This window comes from Halomonas sp. ND22Bw (assembly GCF_003011945.1).
Lineage (GTDB): Bacteria > Pseudomonadota > Gammaproteobacteria > Pseudomonadales > Halomonadaceae > Halomonas > Halomonas halophila.
In genome coordinates, this window is the sequence record NZ_PXWD01001119.1 from 1 (window position 1) to 262 (window position 262).

A 262-nucleotide genomic window follows, 5' to 3' on the forward strand; every position below is an offset into this window, starting at 1 on the left:
CCGGGCAGCATCGCCAGTACATCGCTGAGGTTGCGACGCAGGCGGGCGGGGTGGGCCAGCCGAATGACCAGGAAGCGCAGCAGCTTGCTTGCCCCCCAGGTGCCCGCGATGAGCAGCACCGCGCCGGCCAGTCGCGGTGCGGCGGCGACCAGGCCGCGCAGGTACTGTTCGACCTCTTCCAGCAGCAGCGGGATGAAATGGATCTCGTCCACGGTGGGCATTCCTCCGTCATCCAACGGTCCGCTCCGTTGGCATGGCCTTG

1 protein-coding gene is annotated in these 262 nt (G+C 68.3%); it reads right to left on the bottom strand.

Annotation, left to right across the window (positions count from 1 at the left end):
* On the bottom strand, positions 1-212 hold a 212-nt coding region (locus CVH10_RS21650), incomplete at its 3' end, for a hypothetical protein (RefSeq protein ID WP_219924975.1).
* Between the last annotated feature and the right edge of the window lie 50 nt (positions 213-262).